Annotated in this window: 21 protein-coding genes; 1 reads left to right on the top strand and 20 read right to left on the bottom strand. The window is 50.5% G+C overall.

Annotated elements, in window-relative coordinates; translation table 11 throughout:
- Positions 1-275, top strand: a 275-nt coding sequence (locus DG046_RS09745) for a transposase (RefSeq protein ID WP_199909594.1), incomplete at its 5' end; no start/stop codon positions are given.
- A 26-nt stretch (positions 276-301) separates the two neighbouring features.
- On the opposite strand, the gene DG046_RS06805 is transcribed toward DG046_RS09745, so the two are convergent.
- The 20 genes from DG046_RS06805 to DG046_RS06710 form a co-directional block, all read right to left on the bottom strand.
- Positions 302-964, bottom strand: a complete 663-nt coding sequence (locus DG046_RS06805; protein ID WP_108831756.1) for a P-loop NTPase family protein — start codon at positions 962-964, stop codon at positions 302-304.
- Positions 961-1,200: a hypothetical protein gene (locus DG046_RS06800; protein ID WP_108831755.1), complete on the bottom strand. Its 240-nt coding sequence runs from the start codon at positions 1,198-1,200 to the stop codon at positions 961-963. The genes DG046_RS06805 and DG046_RS06800 overlap by 4 nt, the downstream gene beginning before the upstream one ends.
- Position 1,201: 1 nt before the next feature.
- Positions 1,202-2,641: an AAA family ATPase gene (locus DG046_RS06795; protein WP_159082087.1), complete on the bottom strand. Its 1,440-nt coding sequence runs from the start codon at positions 2,639-2,641 to the stop codon at positions 1,202-1,204.
- Positions 2,638-3,618, bottom strand: coding sequence for a metallophosphoesterase family protein (locus DG046_RS06790; protein WP_108831753.1), 981 nt, complete (start codon positions 3,616-3,618; stop codon positions 2,638-2,640). Before DG046_RS06790 ends, DG046_RS06795 begins: the two co-directional genes overlap by 4 nt.
- Positions 3,619-3,621: 3 nt before the next feature.
- Positions 3,622-4,659, bottom strand: a complete 1,038-nt coding sequence (gene recA, locus DG046_RS06785; RefSeq protein WP_108831752.1) for a recombinase RecA — start codon at positions 4,657-4,659, stop codon at positions 3,622-3,624.
- Positions 4,646-5,902: a competence/damage-inducible protein A gene (locus DG046_RS06780; RefSeq protein WP_108831751.1), complete on the bottom strand. Its 1,257-nt coding sequence runs from the start codon at positions 5,900-5,902 to the stop codon at positions 4,646-4,648. The genes recA and DG046_RS06780 overlap by 14 nt, the downstream gene beginning before the upstream one ends.
- Before the next feature lie 8 nt (positions 5,903-5,910).
- Positions 5,911-6,444, bottom strand: coding sequence for a CDP-diacylglycerol--glycerol-3-phosphate 3-phosphatidyltransferase (gene pgsA / locus DG046_RS06775; RefSeq protein ID WP_108831750.1), 534 nt, complete (start codon positions 6,442-6,444; stop codon positions 5,911-5,913).
- Positions 6,428-7,753 (bottom strand): 30S ribosomal protein S12 methylthiotransferase RimO, encoded by a 1,326-nt coding sequence (gene rimO, locus DG046_RS06770; protein WP_108831749.1) that lies wholly within the window; start codon positions 7,751-7,753, stop codon positions 6,428-6,430. Before rimO ends, pgsA begins: the two co-directional genes overlap by 17 nt.
- Complete coding sequence (locus DG046_RS06765) at positions 7,750-9,996, bottom strand: DNA translocase FtsK (RefSeq protein ID WP_234411477.1); 2,247 nt, start codon at positions 9,994-9,996, stop codon at positions 7,750-7,752. The genes rimO and DG046_RS06765 overlap by 4 nt, the downstream gene beginning before the upstream one ends.
- A gap of 68 nt (positions 9,997-10,064) precedes the next feature.
- Positions 10,065-10,508 (bottom strand): dUTP diphosphatase, encoded by a 444-nt coding sequence (gene dut, locus DG046_RS06760; protein WP_108831748.1) that lies wholly within the window; start codon positions 10,506-10,508, stop codon positions 10,065-10,067.
- Positions 10,509-10,552: 44 nt separating this feature from the next.
- Positions 10,553-12,679, bottom strand: coding sequence for a polyribonucleotide nucleotidyltransferase (locus tag DG046_RS06755; RefSeq protein ID WP_108831747.1), 2,127 nt, complete (start codon positions 12,677-12,679; stop codon positions 10,553-10,555).
- A 56-nt stretch (positions 12,680-12,735) separates the two neighbouring features.
- Positions 12,736-13,002 (bottom strand): 30S ribosomal protein S15, encoded by a 267-nt coding sequence (gene rpsO / locus DG046_RS06750; RefSeq protein WP_108831746.1) that lies wholly within the window; start codon positions 13,000-13,002, stop codon positions 12,736-12,738.
- A gap of 98 nt (positions 13,003-13,100) precedes the next feature.
- The gene (locus DG046_RS06745) at positions 13,101-14,039 is read right to left on the bottom strand and encodes a bifunctional riboflavin kinase/FAD synthetase (RefSeq protein WP_108831745.1); all 939 of its coding nucleotides are present in this window, start codon (positions 14,037-14,039) and stop codon (positions 13,101-13,103) included.
- Between the two features lie 7 nt (positions 14,040-14,046).
- Complete coding sequence (truB, locus tag DG046_RS06740) at positions 14,047-14,922, bottom strand: tRNA pseudouridine(55) synthase TruB (RefSeq protein ID WP_108831744.1); 876 nt, start codon at positions 14,920-14,922, stop codon at positions 14,047-14,049.
- On the bottom strand, positions 14,919-15,905 hold the full coding sequence (locus DG046_RS06735) for a DHH family phosphoesterase (RefSeq protein ID WP_108831743.1): 987 nt from the start codon (positions 15,903-15,905) through the stop codon (positions 14,919-14,921). The genes truB and DG046_RS06735 overlap by 4 nt, the downstream gene beginning before the upstream one ends.
- Positions 15,898-16,260: a 30S ribosome-binding factor RbfA gene (gene rbfA, locus DG046_RS06730; protein WP_108831742.1), complete on the bottom strand. Its 363-nt coding sequence runs from the start codon at positions 16,258-16,260 to the stop codon at positions 15,898-15,900. Before rbfA ends, DG046_RS06735 begins: the two co-directional genes overlap by 8 nt.
- Position 16,261: 1 nt before the next feature.
- Positions 16,262-18,673 carry a translation initiation factor IF-2 gene (gene infB, locus DG046_RS06725; RefSeq protein WP_108831741.1) on the bottom strand — a complete coding sequence of 804 codons (2,412 nt, stop codon included), beginning with the start codon at positions 18,671-18,673 and terminating at the stop codon, positions 16,262-16,264.
- Positions 18,674-18,699: 26 nt separating this feature from the next.
- Positions 18,700-18,969, bottom strand: coding sequence for an RNase P modulator RnpM (rnpM, locus tag DG046_RS06720; RefSeq protein WP_108831740.1), 270 nt, complete (start codon positions 18,967-18,969; stop codon positions 18,700-18,702).
- A gap of 12 nt (positions 18,970-18,981) precedes the next feature.
- Positions 18,982-20,271, bottom strand: a complete 1,290-nt coding sequence (gene nusA, locus DG046_RS06715; protein WP_108831739.1) for a transcription termination factor NusA — start codon at positions 20,269-20,271, stop codon at positions 18,982-18,984.
- A gap of 17 nt (positions 20,272-20,288) precedes the next feature.
- Positions 20,289-20,750 (bottom strand): ribosome maturation factor RimP, encoded by a 462-nt coding sequence (locus tag DG046_RS06710; protein WP_159082086.1) that lies wholly within the window; start codon positions 20,748-20,750, stop codon positions 20,289-20,291.
- Positions 20,751-20,820 lie beyond the last annotated feature (70 nt).

Genomic DNA, 20,820 nt, shown 5'->3' with positions numbered 1-20,820 from the left:
CAGAATACAAACAACGCAAAGAAACCATCGAACGGCAATTCGGCAGCGCCAAAGAATACCATGGCCTTCGCTACACCAACCAGCGTGGACGAAAGAAAATGGATCTAAAAGCGGTGCTGACCTTTGCGTGCATGAACATGAAAAAACTGGCACTGATGATGGATCGAAGAGAGCGGGAGAGGGGAGACTGCGGCCCTTCTTTTGCTGATTTATGGAAAAAATACATAAAAAAGAGACAAACCCCGAGATTTATTCGGAGTTTGTCTGCAGTCTGAGGACCGCATAGCGGTCCATTCATACGTTAAGATTCGTCGGTCTCGGCGATGATTTCAACGACTTCACTGACGCCGTTTCGTATGTCGACGCGAAAGGCCTTGTCGCAAATGTTCGTCAGATAATCGTTGTGGGTGACCATAATGATTTGCCTTGAAAAAAGACGGGAACATTCCTTTACAAATTCCCCCATATTGAAAATGTAATCGTCGCTGATGTGCTTTCCCGGTTCGTCGAGAAAGAGGGGCCCGTCCATTTTCGGCCGGTGGTTTTCCAAAAAGGCGATGCGCAAAGCGAGGCTCACGATGTCTACGACGCCACCGCCACGGCTCATCTCCGGCTTCGTCTTTACTTTGTATTCTCCGTAATCGGATTCCACGAAAAACTCGGCGATGGGAAGCCCTCGCTTTTCGGAGAGGTCTACGATGAAGCGCGAGCTGTTTTGCATAATGTAGGCGATGGATTGGGTGACGATATCTTCGATTTGGTGGGTGGCCTGGTTTCTGGAAAAGTCGGCGGCCTTTTGCAAGAGAAAGACCACGCCGCTCAGCTTCTTCTCTTCCGCTTCCACTTCTCTTATCCCCTGCCTCTTTTTTTCCACCTGATCCAGAATGGAATCGCGGATGCCTTCCCTGCGGCTAACCTCTTTTGAAAAGGCCTCAAACCGCTTATAGGCTTCTTCGTAGGTCATGCGTTATCCTCGGGGAGAAGTTTTTCCGCTTCGTCGAGCAGGCGTAGGATTTCGGATTCCATGCGATTAATTTCATCTTCCAGGGTCGCCGGATCGAAGCCCAGGGCTTGGATTTTTTCGTTTAATTCCTTTTCTTCCCGCTCCAGCTCTTCCATGCGCCACTCGGCGCGCTTGCGCGTGTCCTTTGCCTGCTCGTAGCGCTGATTTAATTCGCTGATCCGTTGTTCTAAATTCATCCTAATCCTCCAAACTATGCTTTATGGCGTGCAGGGCCCCGTCGTCAATGGGTTGCTTACACAAAGGGCAGGTGCCGGCCTCGGAAAGGCCGTTTAAGTACGCGTCCATGGCCCGTCGATCGTTGTCGACGAAGCGGGCGAGATCGGCCGAAAGCTTTGCTTTTTCATGATTGAGCCTTTTTTGTTCCTGTAAAAGGGCGCGAAGGGATCGATCTTTTTCCAGGCCTTCCGTCATTTGGCCGTTTAGCTTCTCCATTCCGTCCAATTGACTGAAGCGAGCCAAAAAGGCTTCCCCCATTTTTATTCGCGCATGTAGCTCCTGAAAAGCCGCCAGCAAACTCTTGTAATCGATGAGTTTATCGTACTTCGTTTGAACTTCCATGGACCGAACGGCGTCGAGGCCTTTAGTAGCATCCAAAATTTTCTGATTTGTCGTTTTCGCCTTTTGAGCCGCTGCGAGGGAAAGATGCAGGGGGAGAATCTTGTCGTAGGTATTTTTAACTTCCCTCATTTCGCGAACCTTCTCCCGAAGCGTCTCCACATTTTCGTAATTTGCCAGCACCGATGCGGTGGCCTCGCGATTGAATGCATTTTGTTTAAACAGATCCATAAGAAGGCGCTCCCTGCCGTATTGACTTACCTTGTTTTGAAGGGAGGAAATATTTTCACCCAGCCTATCCAGTACGGCGTAGCGCTTTAAGGTGTCTTCCGCTTTACGTCGATTTTCTCTGATTGAGATGCGTTCTTGCCGATATGCCTCTGCCAATTCCGCCTTTTCTCGAAGATCCGATACGGCAAAAAGGATGTCGCTCACTTTTTCCCGAACGGCGATTTCCTCGTCCAGATCCGAAAAGGCCTTGAGGGAATCTTCCGTTTCCTGTAAATCGGCCTCGAGCATCTCTCGGCGGATGGAGATTTGTTTTTTATCGCGAAGGGTGTCGCGCATGGTTTCGTCCAACAAATCCACGCCCACCATGCGGCCGATGGCCTGGGCCTTGTAGGCGTCAGTTTCCTGAAGGAGAAAGGGTCCGTCCAGTTGATCGGAAAAGTTCAGAGGCAGGGATTTTTTATCGTCCAGCATAACTTTTTTTATTCCGATGGCTTCTTCGATTTCAGCGGGCACATTTTTTCCGAAGCCCTCGAAAATCAACTCTTCTTCACCCGGTTGCCGCAAAATGTATTGATTCTTCGAGCGAGTGCGTTTGCGCTCCACTTCCACCTTGTTTTGAAAGCGGATGGTGACAGACACCTCCGATTCCCCTTCCCGCACGAATTCCACACCGGAGGGATCGTTAAACATGTTCCAGCGCAGGGCCCGCATAATGGCTGTCTTGCCGCTGTCTGAAGGGCCTACGATGACGTTGACGCCTTTAGAAAGGGAAAGTTCGGAGTACGTATGGGATTGAAAATTCACGAGAATGATTTTTTCGATGGAATTCAAAGGGTGCTCCTCCTCTCCTGGACTTGGGCGATGCGCTTCATGGCCTCTTTTTTTATGGCGGGATCCAATTTCTCGTTGGCGGAGATATCGGCCAGGAGATCAAAGAAGTTGATGCGGTCGTAATTTCCCGAGCGGTCGATGGATTCCTTAAATTCCGCCAATTCCTGCCTCTTAAATTTGTGCATTTCGATTTCCCTTCGGTCCAGGACCTCGGGTCCAGGCAAGGCGGATCTTAAATCCCGCACCTCGATGGCAGCCTTGTTCTTTTTTACGTCGATAAGGACGATCTTAGGCCGACGCTTCAGCTCTTTCATGGAATTGGAAATCCGAACCATGGCGCCGGGATTGAGAAAGGATTTTCCGTCCACTTCCGTTAGCGGAAAGCCGTCGTGTAAGTGGCCGCACAAAGTTAAATCGGCTTTTGTATCTTTAATGTCGTCGATGGTTGTGTGAGAAAACATAGCCCTTACTTCGCCGGCCATTAAAAAGCCGTGAACCAGGTGAATGGCATAGTCCGCATCGGGATCCCGTTCGTCGACGATGTAAAGATGCCGGTTTTCCTCCCGGTCCAGACCGTACATATAGGGAGATCCGCTTAACTGAACCGTGGTCTCCTCGTCTTTTAAAAGGATTCTCCGGTGGTTAATTAAGTGAATGATACCCAAGGTATCCAAAAGCCCCATCATGGTCCGGGGCAATGTCACGGGGTTGTGGCCGTAGATGTCGTGATTCCCGCTGATGGCATATATGGGCGCGGAGAAGCCCTTTAAAATGGGAATGATCTCGTTCATTACGGAAATGGAAACGTCTGGGCGATCGAAAAGATCGCCGCCGTGCAAAATATAATCCACCGATTCTTCCCGCGCGACGGATTGAATTTCCTGTAATTTAATTTTGACCGTATGGAAAAACGAATCCGTTCTGGATTTCGGATTCGTTCCTCGAATATGACTATCTGTGAAGTACAGGAATTTCAACGACTATTCCTCCTCGGAAGGTTCGCCTGCCTCGTTTTCGTTGCTGTGTTTGTCGCCAAGATTGTAGTGAATGCGGACTTTTTCGTCGATTTCGTCTAAGAGATCGGCATTTTCCTGTAAATAGGCCTTGGAATTTTCGCGGCCCTGACCGAGTTTGGTGTCGCCGTAGCTGAACCAGGAACCGGATTTTTCCACGATGCCCGCTTCCACGGCGGCATCCAAGACGGAGCCCACTTTGGAAATGCCCGTGCCGTACATAATATCGAATTCCGCCTTTTTAAAGGGGGGCGCTACTTTGTTTTTTACGACCTTCACGCGGACGCGATTGCCGATGATTTCATCGCCTTTTTTCAGGCTGTCGATACGGCGAATGTCCATGCGCACGGAAGTGAAGAATTTCAAGGCGCGGCCGCCGGTGGTGGTTTCCGGATTGCCGAACATGACGCCGATTTTTTCACGCAATTGGTTGATAAAAATAACGGATGCCTTGGATTTGCTGATGGCGCCGGTTAATTTTCTGAGGCCTTGACTCATGAGGCGCGCCTGCAGACCCATGTGGCTGTCCCCCATTTCGCCTTCGATTTCCGCTTTCGGCACCAGTGCCGCCACAGAGTCCACGACGATTAAATCCACGGCATTGCTTCTGACCAAGCTTTCCGTGATTTCCAGGGCCTGTTCCCCGGTATCCGGTTGAGAGATGATTAAATTTTCCGTATCGACGCCCAGATTCTTGCTGTATTGGGGATCCAAGGCGTGTTCCGCGTCGATAAAGGCCGCCGTGCCGCCGAGCTTTTGCGCTTCGGCGATCATGTGCAGGGCCAGCGTGGTCTTACCGGATGATTCGGGGCCGTAAATTTCGATGATGCGGCCTCGGGGAATGCCGCCGATTCCCAGGGCGATATCCAAACTTAAGGAGCCTGTGGGAATGGATTCGATGTTTAAATTGGCGTTTTCGCCGAGGCGCATAATGGCGCCCTTGCCGTATTCTTTTTCAATTTTCGCGATGGCATCGTCTAATGCTTTTTTTCTACTCTCGTCCATGTGCCTCTCCTAACTCGTGTAATAAAATCCTCGCCAAAATGTATTTCGAACTGCGATATTGAATCGTGGTGCGATCGCCTTTGTACATGCGGCTCTCCCGCAAAACTTCTTTTCCGTCTTTTCGAATGGAGTAAATAACCGTGCCCACATCTTTTCCCGTCGCCGATTCCGGGCCGGCCTCGCCGGTGGTGGCGACGCAGTAGGTGCTCTTCGTTTTTTCAAAAAGGCCCAAGCTCATTTCAGAAGCCACCGCTTCGGAAACCACGGTATCTCTAGAAATGGTGTCGGGATTGACTCCAAGCAATTTTTCCTTCACCTCGTCGCTGTAAGTGATGTAACTTTCATGAAGCACATTGCTTGCGCCTGCCACGGAGGTGATCATATGGGCCATGTTTCCTCCGGTCACCGATTCAGCAAAGCTGATGGTAAACTTCTCTTCCGTCAGGCAATCAACCAAAGTTTCGAAGACGTCTCTTTCTCCGTCGCCGTAGATAAATTCGGAAAAGAGTTCCCGAAGGGCGCGAAGGGCTTCCGCATATTCTTTTTCGATGATCTCGGCTTCGGCCTCGTCTTCCGCGTGGGCGATAACTTTTATCTCCACTTCGCCGGTTTTGGCAAAGGTGTTGATTTCCACGTTTTCCGTTTCGATCTTTGCCTCCCGGAACATGGACTCGCACTTGGATTCGCCGATATTCACCAGGCGCAAACTTGTAATGAAGTTCTTTCCGTGGACCAGATTGAGATAATTGGCCGCAATATCGTCCGCCATGGGCTCAAATTCCCGCGGCGGCCCGGGGAGCATAAAAAATTGCCTGCCTTCGTAGTTCAGCATGCATCCCGGCGCCGTTCCCTTGGGATTGGGAATGACCACGGCGCCCTCGGGAAATTCCGCTTGGCGCTTGTTGTTTTCCGTAATGTTTTTGGAAAAACTCATGGAGACATTGCGAATATAGTCCCACTGTTTTTCGTCGAAAATCAAGGGCAAGTCCAGCGCGTGGGCCAAGGCTTGTTTCGTCATATCGTCTTGCGTCGGCCCCAATCCGCCGCAGAGAAAGATCACATCGGATCTTTCAAGGGCCGTCTCGATGGCGTCGCGTATGGCTTCATACTTGTCCCTTACCGAGGCGTGGTACTCCACGTCGTAGCCGGCGTCGGTGAGCTTTTGGGACAGGTAGGGGCCATTGGTGTTTAAAATGGATCCGATCAGTATTTCCGTTCCGATGGTTATGATTTCTGCTTTCATAGGCGCTCCTATATATTTTCCAAATCCAGGACATCTTTATTCTTGATCAAGTAATCGACGCCGCTTAAAACCGTGAGCAGGACGGCGATGTAAAACAATACGACGCCGATGTTTTCGGGAATAGGCGGTGAGAATAACAGGGCGATTAAAGATGCCAATTGCGTAATGGTTTTGATCTTTCCGAAGGGGCTCGCGGCAATGGTTACATTGTCCGATGCGGCCAAGATGCGAAAGCCCGTAATGGCCAATTCCCTGGCGACGATAATTATGACGCCCCACGCGGGAATCATGCCTTCTTCCACCAGCATGATAAAGGCCGAGATCGTGAGCACTTTATCGGCCAAGGGATCGAGAAATTTTCCGAAGGTGGTTACGAGATTGTATTTTCGGGCCAAGTGGCCGTCGAGAAAATCCGTAAAGGCCGCCACGCAAAAGACGAGTGACGCCACCAGGCGCGTGGCCGGTGTATTTAATAAAAACAGAATGACAAAAACCGGCACCAAAAAGAGGCGCATAATCGTCAGCTTATTTGCAATGTTCAATATAATCACCACCTAAATCATATGCCGTGGACTCGGTAATTTCAACTTTTATAAAGTCGCCGACGACCAAATTTTCATCCGAGTAAATGAGTACCATGCCATCGATATCCGGCGCGTCTAAATAGCTCCTGCCGATGGCTCCGTCTTCGGTGATTTCCGTAACCAAGACTTCCAAAACGCGGCCGATTTGTTTTTCCATGAGTTGTTCCGACTGATCCATTTGGGCCGCCATAAAGGCCTCGACGCGGGCTTCTTTGATATCATCAGGGACTTGATCCGTCATGGCGGCAGCCGGCGTGCCCTCTTCGCGGGAATAGGCAAAGGCGCCGGCGCGCTCCAAGGGATAGTCGTTTAAGAAATCCAAGACCTCTTGAAAATCTTCCTCCGTCTCGCCGGGAAAGCCCAACAAGAAGGTAGAGCGTATGGCGATGTCGGGCATAGCGCGGCGAAGGCGCGTAATTAAGGATTCGATGGCGCGGCGATCGGTTTTTCGATTCATTCGCTTTAAGACGGGATCCGCCACATGTTGAATGGGAATGTCGATGTAGGGAAGAATTTTCGGATTGTCCCGCATTTCTTCAATCAGATCATCGTCGAAATGATCGGGATAGGCGTAAAGGATTCGCACCCAACGTAGGTCCTCGATGCTTCTTAATTCCTTTAACAAATCAACCAAAGCGTATCTGCCGTAGAGGTCGATGCCGTAGTCCGTGGTGTTTTGGCCGATAAGAATGACCTCGCGGGTGCCCTTATCAACGAGGTGGCGGACTTCATCCAATATATGCTCCATGGAGCGGCTGCGGTTGTTTCCCTTTAGATAAGGAATGATGCAGTAGGCGCAGCGATTGTTGCAACCTTCCGAAATTTTCACGTATTCGGTAACGCACACCTCTTCCCTGCGAGCGTCTTCGATATAGTCGTTTTCAAGGGAGGCGGCATAAATGGGCTTTTCGTGGTTTTCCGCCTTTAGAATGGCCTCATTGATGGAGCGAATATGCCCCGGACCGATGATGCCGTCGGCTTCGGGGATGGCTTCCAAAAGTTCATCGGGATAGCGCTGGGCCAGGCAGCCGGCGAGGAGCAGGGTTTCCAGTTTGCCCGATTCCTTTAGTTTGGCTAAATCCAAGATTGTGTCGATGGATTCTTCCTTTGCGGCATCGATAAAGCCGCAGGTGTTGACGACGATCACCTCGGCCTCCGTCACTTGATCCGTAAAGGCAAAGCGGGACTCGTCTAAGACGCCGCGCATTTGTCCGGAGTCGATGTCGTTTTTGGAACAGCCTAAGGTGACGATGGACACTTGTTTCATATATTCTCCTGATTTTCTTTCATATCTTCGATTTGTTCTTTTGTCATGAGTAATTTTCGCGGCTTCGTGCCTTCGTTGGGGCCGACGATTCCCATTTCTTCGATCTGATCCACGATTCGCGCCGCCCGTGCGTAGCCTATCTTCAACTTCCGTTGAATGAAAGAGATGGAGGCCTGCTCCTGAGTCAGGATAATGTCTACGGCGTCGTACAAGAGAGGATCTTCATCGGTAAAGGACTTTTGCACCTTCTTTTCCATGGTGTTCAAGGCTTCTTCGTCGTACTCCGCGTCATCCGTGTGCTTTTTCACGAACGCGAGCACATTTTCCACTTCCTGATCCGAGACGAATGCCCCTTGCAGCCGCTTCGGCTTCGGAAAACTCGAGGGATAAAAGAGCATGTCCCCTTTTCCGAGAAGCTTTTCCGCCCCGGACATATCTAAAATCGTGCGTGAGTCGATGGAAGAGGACACAGAAAAGGCGATTCGCGATGGAATATTCGCCTTGATGGTCCCGGTAATGACATCCACCGACGGGCGCTGAGTGGCGAGGATCAAATGGATACCGGCGGCTCTCGCCATTTGCGCCAGGCGGGTAATGTAGTCTTCCACTTCTTTTGCCGCCACCATCATTAAATCGCTTAATTCGTCGACGACGATGACGATTTTCGGCATGGTTTTTTCCCCTGCCGCCTTCATTTTTTCGTTGTAGCCCGACACGTCGCGTACGCCGGTTTCCGCAAAGGCCTTGTAGCGTTTTTCCATTTCGTCCACGGCCCAGGCAAGGGCGAAGGCCGCCTTCTTCGGATCCGTTACGACGGGGATCAAAAGGTGAGGAATGCCGTTGTAAATGCCCAGCTCCACGACTTTCGGGTCAATCAGAATCAGGCGCACGTCTTCCGGCGCGGATTTGTATAAAATACCCATTAAAATACCGTTAATGCACACGGATTTTCCCGAACCCGTCGCACCGGCGATTAAAAGGTGGGGCATTTTGTCGATGGCCGAAACGATGGCGTTTCCGCTAATATCTTTACCCAATGTGAGGGGCACCGATGAATCCAGGCTTTCGAATGCGTCGCTTTCGATGATTTCTCTTAAATGGACGCTGTCTTTCACTTTGTTGGGCACCTCGATGCCGATGGCGCTCTTCCCCGGAATCGGCGCTTCGATTCGTATTCCGGGGCTCGCCAAGGAGAGGCTCAGATTGTCGTGAAGGGAGACGATTTTTGAAATCTTCACTCCGGGAGAGGGCTCTAATTCGTAGGAGGTGATGGTGGGCCCGCGGTTAATGGCGCGTACCCGACAATCCACGTTGAAATTATCCATGACCTCTTGAATAATTTCGGCATTTTTCCGGATGTCGCCGTCTCCTGCAGCGGGGCCTGCACTGGGTTTTTTTAATAGTTTAATCGGCGGGAAATGATAGACGGATTCCTCGATTTCCGTCTGCATATCTTTTGCAAAGGACTCTTTTTCCGATTCGTTTAAGGCTTCCGCGCGCTTCGGTTGTTCCTCGGCGGAAGGGCGATAGTCGCGTATTTCAACAGGCTCTTCCCGTTTTTTTTCGGGAACGAATTCCTTAAATGCGTCGGCACCGGAAGTGATCTGCTTCTTCGCCTTTGCCTTTTTCGCCGAAGGCTTCTTCTCTTCTCGAGGCGCTGCCTTTTCTTTTTCGCTTTTCAGCTTTTCACGTTCCGCTTTCTTTTCGCGGAAAGAGGCAGCTATTTTTTCTTTCGTCATATCCCGCCGCTCTTTCGACGGCAGGTGATAAAGCATGAAGAAAGCAATTAAGGCCAAGACCGTACGGCTGCCCACGGGGCCTAAAAGGCCGACGAAGAGGCGTGCAAAATTTTCACCGAGAAAGCCCGGATCCACATAGGGCCCGGTGAGATTCATGCGCGCATCCCAGCTTATGCTCGGGCGGGTGGGGTCGTAGGTAAATAAAATGGCCATAAGAAAGACCGTAAGGCTCAAGCCCAAGACCTTCATCTTGGTCTTTACGTCCCAATCGGTAATGAAAAATAAACCGACGACGAAAAGAAGGGCGCAAAAAACCGGACCAACCTTTCCGAATAAAATTCCGATGGCGGAAGAGGTCAGGTCCCCAAAGACGCCCATTTGCTCGCTGTACAGGCTCAACATGGATAGTATGGCCAAAATGATGATGAGGCCTCCGATCATGTAGGCCCTTTGTTGGCTCTGAGCGGCGGTCTTTTTTTTCGTGGTTTTTCTTTTTGTCGGCAAGGAAATCCTCATTTCTCAAATATATGTTCGGATTTATTATAACATAATTCCCGCCTCTCTACCTAATTTTAACGCAGACCCGTGTGGCCGAATCCTCCTTCGCCGCGCTCGGTTTTAGAGAGCGCATCTAAGCTGTCGACCTGAACCCAATCCGCCACTTCATAGGCCATAAATACCATCTGTGCGATGCGGTCTCCGTCTTCGATGGTCACAGGTTCATTAGACAAATTGACCACGAGAATGCCAAGTTCGCCGCGATAGTCGCTGTCGATGGTTCCGATGCCGTTAATTAAGGTAATGCCTTTTTTCAGAGAAAGGCCGCTTCTCGCCCGCACCTGGCCCTCGATGCCCTTGGGGATCTCGAAGTAGAGGCCCGTGGGGATCATGGCGCGCTCCAGAGGCTCTAAAGTCTTCGGGGCGTCTAAATTGGCGCGCAAATCCATGCCGCAGGCGCCGTCGGTTTTGTAGGAAGGGAGGGGATGGTGGGATTTGTTTACTACTTTTACCTTCATAGAATCTCCTTTATGAAAAAAACCGCCGAAGCGGTTTTTCTGTATTATTTATTTTCTTTGTTTTCGTTCTTTTTTTCTCCGGAGCCTTGTTTCCGTTCCGGTTTCGGCAAAAGTGCTTTTCTGGAAAGGCCGATCTTACCCCGTTCCAGATTCATGACCTTGACTTTTACCTTATCTCCTTCTTTCAATACGTCGTCCACGTTCGCGATGCGCTTGTGGTCGATGTTTGAAATGTGGAGCAGACCTTCGCGGCCCCAAAGAATTTCAACAAAGGCGCCGAAGTCCACGACTTTGGTAACCGTGCCTTCGAAAATTTCGCCCACTTCCAATTCGTGTACGATGTCCTCAATAATTTTCTTTGCCACGAGGGCGCCCTCGTCGTTGGCGATGATGAATACGCGTCCGTCGTCTTCGATTTCGATTTGTGCGCCGGTTTGTTCCGTAATCTTGTGGATGACTTTTCCGCCGCTGCCGATGACTTCACCGATCTTATCGGGATCGATTTGAAGTCCCGTAATCTTCGGTGCGTAAGGAGAGAGCTCTTCTCTCGGCTCCTCAATGGTGCCTTTCATGTGGGCCAGAAGTTCCATGCGGGCGTCGTTGGCCTGTTTCAGTGCGCGGGCCAAGATTTCTCTGGATACGCCGTCGATTTTAATGTCCATTTGAAGGGCGGTAATGCCTTCGGAGGTGCCCGCCACTTTAAAGTCCATGTCCCCGTAGTGGTCTTCCAAGCCTTGGATGTCCGTTAAGATGACGGGATCGTCGCCGTTGTCGATAAGACCCATGGCGATGCCTGCCACCGGCGCGTGAATGGGTACCCCGGCGTCCATTAAGGCCAAAGTGGATCCGCAGATACTCGCTTGGGACGAGGAGCCGTTGGATTCCAAAATTTCGTTGACCACGCGAATGTAGTAGGGGAACTCGTCTTCCGAGGGAAGTACGGGAATTAAGGCGCGCTCAGCCAAATTGCCGTGGCCGATTTCGCGACGACCCGGGCTTCTCGGCGGGCGCGTTTCGCCGACGGAGTAAGACGGGAAGTTGTAGTGATGGACGTAGCGCTTCGTGTATTCGGGATCCAAACCGTCGATGATTTGGCCTTCCGTTAAGGCCGCCAGGGTGACGGATGTCAGGGCCTGGGTTTGACCGCGGGTAAAGAGGGCGCTGCCGTGGACGCGAGGCAAAAGGCTGACTTCTGAGGAGAGGGGGCGAATTTCTGTGAAGCTTCTGCCGTCGCTCCGCTTTCTGTCTACGAGAATTTGTTTTCTGAAGATTTCTTGGGTCAAGTTTTCGAAAATCGTATTGACCTGAACGTCTCTGTAATCCTCTTTTTCTTCCAAATCGGCGATAAGGGCGTCTTTGATCTTGGTCAGTTCGTGGCCCTGTTCCGTTTTGTCGGCGATCCAAAGGGCTTCTTCCACCTTGTCGTAGACCGCGCCGTAAATGGCCTTCTTGTAGTCTTCGTCGATGACGAGGCGTTCGTATTCCATGTTTTCTTTGCCTACCTCATCGACGATGCCGTCGATAAAGGCGACCAGCTTTTTGATTTCTTCGTGGGCATAGAAGATGGCGTCCAGAACGTCGCTTTCTTCCAGTAAATCCACTTCCGCTTCCACCATCATAATGGCATCGGCGGTGCCGGAAACGGCGAGATTTAAGCGGGAGCGCTTTTGATCCTCAACGGAGGGGTTCAAGACCATTTCCCCGTCGATGTGGCCGACGCGCACGGAACCCGTGGGCCCTTGGAAGGGAATGTCCGAAACGGACAGGGCGACGGAGGAGCCGATCATGGCTAAAATATCCGTGGGATAGTCGGGATCGTAGCTGAGTACCGTGGCCGTCACTTGAATGCTGTGATGGTAGTCCGAGGGAAACAGAGGGCGAATGGGGCGGTCGATGAGGCGACTGGTTAAAATGGCATTGGTGCCGGGGCGCCCTTCCCGCTTGTTAAAGCCGCCGGGAATTTTACCGGAGGAATAATACTTTTCTTCGTAGTCACAGCTTAAGGGAAGAAAGTCCGCGCCTTCGCGGGCTTTGGTCGATGCCGTGGCCGTTACGAGAACGACGCTTTCCCCTTGTCTCACCCAACAGGCGCCGTTGGCTTGTTTGGCGACTTTACCGATCTCTACATACAGAGGCTCGTTATTTAACATCGTCGTATATGTTTTATACATGTCACTCTCTTTTCTCTATAAAGAAAGAGCGGTCGCCCGCTCTTTAAAATCCTGTCTTAACCTCTGATTTCCAAACGTTCGATAAGGGATCTGTAACGTTCTACATCCTTGTTCTTTAAATAGCGGAGCAGGTTCCGTCTCTTACCGACCATTTTCAAAAGACCTCTACGAGAGTGGTGGTCTTTTTTATGTTCCTTTAAGTGTTCGTTCAGCGTATTAATGGTGTAGGTTAAAATAGCTACTTGAACTTCCGGAGAACCGGTGTCCCCTTCTTCTCTTTGATACGCTTTGATGATTTCTTGTTTCTTTTCTTTTGATAACATAATGTCCTCCTAATTAAAATTCGGTTTGACCAAGTAAGCGTCGAGGATCGACAAACTGAGCCAAACTAACAATACTCAAGTATTTTACCATTAATCGGCTATTTTGTAAATTCTTCTCGGGCAATTCGTTCGCGAATATCGGACAAATCCTTGTCCATGCGCGCCTTCAATGCTTCCACACCGTCGAAGGCTTCTTCGGGGCGAATGAAATCCAAGAGAGCCACGTCGATGATTTTTCCGTAAAGGCTGTCCCCTTCGTAATCGTAGAGATAGGTTTCCACCTTGATCCCCTGTTCATCAAAAGTTGGGTTGGTACCGATGTTTGTGGCGCCGTAGTAGTGTTTCCCGTCTACGGTGACGCCGGTAAGGTAGACGCCGTATTTCGGGACGACGTAATTGGCGTTATATAGAATATTTGCCGTGGGAATGCCGATGGTACGGCCCAGTTGCTTGCCGGGCACCACCTTGCCTCGAATGGTAAAGGGCCGCGTTAAAAGGGCTCGGGCAAGCTGCACATTGCCTTCTTTTACCGCAGAGCGGATCCGCGTGCTGGAAATGGCTTCATCATCATACGTGACAGCATTTTTTACGGAAAGGGCGATGCCGTTCGATTTGCAAAGCGCATCCAGCGTGTTCACATCTCCCGAGGCCTTAAAACCGAAGCGGTAATCGTAGCCGACGACGACGCCTTTGGCCTTTAAGTGGCCGACTAAAAAATCAGTAACGAAAGCTTCCGGACTCATGCGCATAATCCGCTTGGTAAATTCGATTTCGTAAATTATATCGATGCCCATTTCACGAAGAATGTCGTGTTTTTGAGAACGCGAGGTTAAAAGTTCCTGAGAAATGCCGTCGGTCGTGTTTTTCGTGTGGGTCTTAAACATAAGAACGGAAGATCGGCAATTTAATTTCTTCGCCATATCCACCACTTCTTCGATCAAAGCTTTGTGACCGCTGTGTAAACCGTCGAAATTCCCTAAAGCGATGGTCGCTTCTTGAGAAATTTCCGAGTCTAAGTCGACTTGTATAACCTCCATAAACACCTCAAACTAATACTTTTTTCATGCAAACATTCGTCGTGCCATCTTCTTCCTTCACGATGCCCAGGCCCACAAAGGCATCCCCGGCGTAGATCCGATAGATGGGGGCCTTTTCCACGGCAAAGGAAATTCGCGTGGACATGCCGTTGGTCATGGGCTTTAATCGCCTTGCTGGCAAATGAATCGGTGGAAGATGGTCGAGAAGCCGGTCCATGGGAAGCAATAGGCTTTTTCGCGCATCGAGGGCCATGGCTTCCAATGCCTCGATGGTGTAGGAACCGTCGACGGTGGTGTTTCCCACAGACACGCGCCGAAGATCCGACATTGTGAAATAGCAGCCCGCCGCCACGCCGATATCGTCTAAAAGCGTACGGATATAGGTGCCGGAAGACACTTCCGCCAAAAGGCTGATCTCCGTGTCGCCGCGTTCCAAGTAGGCCAGCTCCATCACGGTAATGGGCCGCTTTTTTCGAGGGACGCAGATGCCCATGCGGGCGTAGTCGTAGAGCTTTTTGCCCTTGTACTTCAGTGCCGAATGCATGGGCGGCAATTGAAGCTGCTCCCCCGTAAATGTCCGGAGCACGTCGTCGAGATTTTCGGGAATCGGCGCATCGCTTCGGGCATAGACCACGCCCGTCGTGTCTCCCGTGTCCGTACGAATGCCCTTCACCGCCCGGGCCACATAGGCTTTTCTGTCGTCGGAAATATACTCCGCCACCTTTGTGGCCTTGCCGATGCAAATCGGCAGAAGGCCCGTGGCCATGGGATCCAGTGTGCCCGTGTGTCCCACTTGCTTCGTTTCGTACAGACGGCGCATTTTCTGTACCACGTCGTGGGAAGTCCATCCTGCGGGCTTATCCACTAATAAAATACCGTTCATCGATCCCCGTCTTCTATCTTTTCCCGCACCAAGGCTTCCACCTTGGCCAGGACATTTTCGAGGTTGTCCCTTTGGGACGCGCCGGCTGCGCGGATGTGGCCGCCGCCGCCGAAAACAGAAGCAAATTCCGTGCAGTCCAAATAGCTTTTTGAGCGGAAGGACAGCTTCACTTCCTCGGCCTTTTCTTTCAGGAAAATCGCCATTTCAACGCCGTCGATGTTCCGCGCCTTTTCGACAATGCCTTCGGTGGCGTCCTTCGGCGCGCCGGTGCGTTCCATGTCCTCCAAGCGGCATATGGCGAGGGATACTTTTCCGCCTGCCATAAACTTCAGATCGGACAGGACGCGGGCGTGTAGAGCGAGCTTTTCTTTCGACATGGACTGATACACGGATCGAACCACGACATTGTGGTCACAGCCGGCGTCGTAGAGGGCGGCGATCATGCGGTGCGTGTCTCCCGTGACGCTGTCGTATTGAAAGCTTCCCGTGTCCGTGGAAATCGCCGTGTAAAGCCCGGTGGCCATGGCAGACGTGAGCTCAATGTCCATGGCTTCAAACACCTGAAAGAGCACTTCGCCCGTGGAGGTGGCCTTCGGCAAGACGCAGTTTAAATCGGCGTAAGCGTCGTTGCTCATGTGGTGATCGATGTTCACCGTATAGCCGGCCTTTTCGAAGAGCGCCTCGCCTTCATGGCCGAAACGATGGGCGTCCGACGAATCCAAGGCGATTAAAAGAGGCAGGGGCTCGTCGATTGAGTCGATGTCGACGCGCTCTTTTGTGGAGGGCAGGAAGGCAAAGTCTGCCGGTACGTCGTCATTTGAAACGTAGATCACCTTTTTACCCATGCCTTTTAAACAGCCCCACATGGCTTCCAAGCTGCCGAGATTGTCGCCGTCCGGACTCTTGTGGGAAATAATCCCCACGACCTCCGCGTCCTCAATTTTTTTCTTTAATTGCTCGGCGAATGCCTTGATCTCACTCACCGCGGTGCTCCGATTCCATCACCTTATTGATGGTTTCTTCCAGGGCCATACCCTTTTCGATGCTTTCGTCCAGCTCAAGAATCAGCTCCGGCATGGCTCTTAATTTCAAGCGGCTGCCCAGCTCTTTCTTCATAAAGCCTTTGGCGCTCTCAAGGCCTTCCATAGCATCTTTTTTCGCCTCGTCGTCACCGAAAATGGAAATCCCTACGGTGGCGTAGGAAAGATCCCGCGTGACGGAGACGAAGGAGACGCTGGTTAAGGGAGGGATCCGAGGATCTTTCAATTTGTTTTGAATGATGTCGGAGAGTTCCCTCTTCACTTCTTCTGAAATACGGTGAACTCGTTTATCCTTCATGTTAAATTTCCTTCTTAATTTCTTTTTCGATATAGCATTCCAGCAAGTCGTTGACTTGAATGTCGTTGAAGTTTTCCACCATGAGGCCGCCTTCGTAACCTTGAGCGATTTCCTTGGCGTCGTCTTGGAAGCGCTTCAACGAAGAGATGGGGCCTTCGTGAATAATCACGTCGTCGCGCAAAACTTTGACGAATGCTTTTCGTGCAATTTTCCCTTTAAGGACGTAAATACCGGCGACGATGTCATTGGAGGGAAGCTTAAAGGTTTCGCGAACCTCACAGCGGCCCAGAACTTCTTCGGTGATTTCCGGCGTCAACATGCCGCTAATGGCATTTTTCACGTCGTTTAAGATGTCGTAAATGACGCGGTAAGTGCGCACGTCCACTTCTTCTTGTTTAGCCAACTCGATGGCGTTAATGTTCGGGCGCACGTTAAAACCGATGACCAAGGCATTGGATGCAGAGGCCAGGTTAATGTCGCTTTCATTGATTCCACCGGTGCCGGAGTGAATGATGTTTACTTGCACTTCATCCACATCTTCGTTGTCGTTTAGTTTCAAGAGGGATTGAGTCAGTGCTTCCACGGTCCCCTTGACGTCGGCCTTGACGACCAGGTTCAAATCCTTGAGTTCGCCTTCTTTAATCTTGTCGAAGAGATTGTTCAGGGAGACCTTGTTCTTGGAGGCCAACTTTTCTTCCCGTTCGTGGGCGATGTTTCTCGCGGCAATTTCTCTTGCGGTTTTTTCATCTTGAACGGCATAGACCGTATCCCCTGCGTTGGGAACGCCGTCGAGCCCCAGGACAACAACCGGTGTGGCCGGTCCTGCCGTTTTCAGACGCTTCTTCTTATCGTCGGTCATGGCGCGAATGTGACCGTAGCAGGTGCCGCTGACGATAAAGCTGTCGCTGGTTAAAGTGCCCTTTTGAACGAGGATGGTGGCCATGGGGCCCTTGCCCTTGTCGAGGCGGGCTTCCACAATGGTGCCGATAGCCAGGCGATCGGGATTGGCCTTCAGTTCCAATACTTCCGCTACGAGAAGCACCATGTCGAGAAGCTCGGGAATCCCTTCCTTCGTCTTCGCAGAGACTTCGACCATAATGGTGTCGCCGCCCCAATCTTCGCAGACCAGGCCTTCTTCGGTTAATTCCTGGCGTACGCGATCGGGATTTGCGCCTTCTCTGTCGATTTTATTAATGGCGACGATAATGGGAACGCCGGCCGCCTTGGCGTGGTGAATCGCCTCTCTCGTTTGCGGCATGACGCCGTCATCGGCTGCAACGACGAGGATGGCGATATCCGTAATGGACGCCCCTCTGGAGCGCATGGCTGTGAAGGCTTCGTGACCGGGCGTATCCAAAAACGTAATCAACTTGCCGTTGGTCGAAACTTGGTAGGCGCCGATGTGTTGGGTAATGCCGCCGGCTTCCGATGCGGTGACGTGGCTCTTTTTAATGACGTCCAAAATCGAGGTTTTGCCGTGGTCGACGTGGCCCATAACCGTAACGACCGGCGGTCTTTCCACTAAACTGTCTTCGGGATCTTCCTGATCTAAATTGTAGATCTCTTCGATATTCGAATCCGATTCGGAAATAAACTCGATTTCGATGGAAAGTTCGTCGGCTAAAATTTCAATGACATCCCGATCGATGGATTCATTTTGTGTCGCCATAACACCTAATCCGATTAATTTTGTTATAACTTGTGCCAAGCTGATGCCGACCGTGTCGGCAAATTCCTTCACCGTTAAGGGTGCCTTGATCTTAATAGCCCCGTCCCCCTTTACATCTTCCTTCGCCATGCGCTCTTTGCGCTTTTGGCTTCTGGATTTTTTCTTCGGCGCCTTCGGTTTTTCAAAATCTTGAACCCGTTGGCCGCCTTCTTCCTTTTTGCGCGCTTTTTTCGCTTCTTTTTGTTTTTTCTTCTTGCTCTTCTTTTTATCCGAATGCTTGCCGCCCGTGCCGTCTGAAAATTGCTTTTCTTCGTGAACATTCACGTCCTCTACGCTCTTTTCAGGCTCTTTGCGTAAAGGCGCAGGCGTTTCTTTGGCCGTAGCCGGTTCCGCTTGTTTGCGAGGTTTTTTCGCCTTTTTTTCTTCGGATTTCTTCGGCATCTTCTCTTCTTTTTTCGGCTTCGACTCCTTGGTCTCAGGCGCAGGTTTTTTCACAGGTGCCGCTTCCTGTTTTTTCTTTTTCTTCGCCTTGGTTTCGGTATCTTTCTTTTCCGGTTCGTTTTCGCCCGTACTCTGGGCGCTTTGCGCCTTTCGGATATAATTCAAAAGATCCTTTTGCTGCTCTTCAGTTAAAGTACTCATGTGACTTTTCACGGTAATGTTCGCCCGGGCCAGAATTTCCATTAAGTCCTTGCTGGCCATGCCGTATTCCTTGGCTACCGTATAAACTCGTTTGTTCGACATGAGAACACCTCCTTAATATAAGGGGTTTATAGATCTGAAAGTGATTTGCGCAGCGATTCAATGGCCTCTTCGGACAAATCTTTGCCCAATGCCTTGTGGATGGCCTTCGATTTAATCGCCTTATTTAAACACTTTATATCTTTACAAACATAAGCACCTCTGCCGTTTGCTTTTCCCGTTTCATCTATAAAAACCTCTTGTTCTTTATTTTTTACGATTCGTGTGAGCTCTTTTTTCGGTTTCGATTCTGAACACCCGACGCATTTGCGCAAGGGCACTTTTTTAGGCTTGTTCATGGATGAATCCTCTTACTCATCTTCTTCTGCTTTCTCCGCTTCTTCTTCGTAATCTTCCCTCGAGGACGAATCTGCGTCTTTAAATAGATCCGATAAGTCCATGCCCGTTAAACCGCCGATGCTGGCGAAATTATCGGCCTCATTGGATTCGATCTTTTCTTCGACGGGAGAATATTCATCTGCCGCCGACACGTCCGGCCCATCGGCTTGGGTATTCTCGAAGTAGGTTCTGAAGTCGTCTGCATCCATTCCCAAAGAATCCAGGTATTCGTCAAATTGGGTTTCGGATTTAATGTCAATCTTCCAATTGGTCAATTTCGCTGCCAGACGTGCGTTTTGGCCTTCCTTGCCGATGGCCAAGGACAGTTGATAGTCCGGAACCACGACCATGGCCGACTTTTCCCGTTGATTGATGAAAACTTCCACTACTTTCGACGGACTTAAAGCGTTGCCGATAAAGGCGGCAATGTCTTTTTCCCAAATAACGATGTCGATTTTTTCATCGTGGAGCTCGTCGACGATGGTCTTTACGCGGCTTCCTTTAAATCCGACGCAGGCGCCCAGGGGATCCACGTCCTCATCCTTGCTGAACACGGCGATCTTCGTGCGGCTTCCGGCTTCTCTTGCAATGGAGAAGATTTCGACGATGCCGTCGTGAATTTCCGGTACCTCCAGCTCGAACAGACGGCGCACCAGATTAGGATGGCTTCTGGAGAGCACGATTTGCGGCCCTTTGGGCTGCTTGTTTACTTCCAGTACCAACATTTTGTAGCGATCGCCTTGGTGGTAGGACTCCCCTTGAATTTGCTCCGATACGGGCAAAATGGCTTCGGTTTTTCCCAAATCCACAAAGACATTGCCCTTGGTCACTCTTTGCACGTCACAAGTAATGATTTCATTTTCCCGATCGGCGTAATCGTCATAAATCACGTCGCGCTCGGCGTCTTTGATTCGTTGAATGACGACCTGTCTCGCCGTTTGTGCGGCGATGCGACCGAATTTTTCCGGATCGATTTTCTCGTAATAGATGTCGCCGATTTCGAGTCTCGGGTTTTCTCTTCGCGCGTCTTCCACGGCGATTTCCGTGTTCTCGTCAAAGACTTCTTCCACGACTTCTTTTTCGGCGGCCAGGGAAATTTCTCCCGTATCCCGATTGATTTCCACAATAACATTTTGAGAAGTTCCGAAATTTTTCTTGTAGCTTGACACAAGAGCCGTTTCCAGGGCCTCGATAATCACGTCTTCCGGGATTCCTTTTTCGCTTTCCAATTGCTTCAGAGCTAAAATAAACTCTTCGTTCATCGTTTTTTCTTTGCCTCCTAAAATTCAATGACCTGTCGCATTAATGAGATGGATTTTGAATCAAAGGTGACAATATTTCCATCTTCTGTGCGGATATCCACGGTGTCGTCGCCGTAGTCCGCTAAAATACCTACAAATTCTTTTTGGTCGTTTACTTTTTTGTACAGGTGAACCTCGACCTTTTTTCCCATGTTCCTGCGGTAATCATCTTTCGTTCGAATGGGCCGATCCAATCCGGGGGACTGAACCTCCAGAGTATACTTGCCTTCAAACAAATCCTTGTCGTCGATCATGTCTCCTACGGCACGGGATATATCGGCACAGTCGTCGATTTGCACCCCATCGGGATGATACACCGTAATTATAATGCGCGACGGATTTTTGTTGGTGATGGCAATTTCCACCACCTCGTACTCTCGTTCGGCGGCCGCTTTTTCTGCCGCCTCCGAAACAATCGCGCGTACTTGAGAATGTTTCAAGAACTCACCTCCCATAAAAAACTAGAGTGGTGGACCCACTCTAGTTCTACTCGTCTATCTTTTCTTTAGT

Source organism: Aedoeadaptatus coli, from assembly GCF_900343085.1.
GTDB classification, from domain to species: Bacteria; Bacillota; Clostridia; order Tissierellales; family Peptoniphilaceae; genus Aedoeadaptatus; species Aedoeadaptatus coli.
The sequence above is the reverse complement of the archived record's forward strand: the minus strand, read 5'-3'. Positions and strand labels throughout refer to the sequence as shown.